Origin of the sequence: Synechococcus sp. CCY 9618 (genome assembly GCF_019038415.1) — a bacterium.
Taxonomy (GTDB): Bacteria; Cyanobacteriota; Cyanobacteriia; order PCC-6307; family Cyanobiaceae; genus Cyanobium.
The window spans coordinates 1-285 of record NZ_JAFKRG010000096.1 but is presented as its reverse complement, the minus strand read 5'-3'; the positions used below and the strand labels follow the sequence as shown (position 1 = coordinate 285).

Annotated in this window: 1 pseudogene; it reads left to right on the top strand. The window is 62.1% G+C overall.

Annotated features, from left to right (window positions below):
• Positions 1 to 285 (top strand): annotated as a pseudogene (locus KUG41_RS16230) (photosystem II D2 protein (photosystem q(a) protein)); the annotation flags it as partial.

Below are 285 nucleotides of genomic sequence, written 5' to 3'. Positions count from 1 at the left end.
TGCTGTTCCTGCAGGGCTTCCACAACTGGACCCTGAACCCGTTCCACATGATGGGCGTGGCCGGCATCCTCGGCGGTGCCCTGCTCTGCGCCATCCACGGCGCCACGGTGGAGAACACGCTCTTTGAGGACAGCGACCAGGCCAACACCTTCAAGGCGTTCGAGCCCACCCAGGAAGAGGAGACCTACTCGATGGTCACCGCCAACCGCTTCTGGAGCCAGATCTTCGGGATCGCCTTCTCCAACAAGCGCTGGCTGCACTTCTTCATGCTGTTCGTGCCGGTGA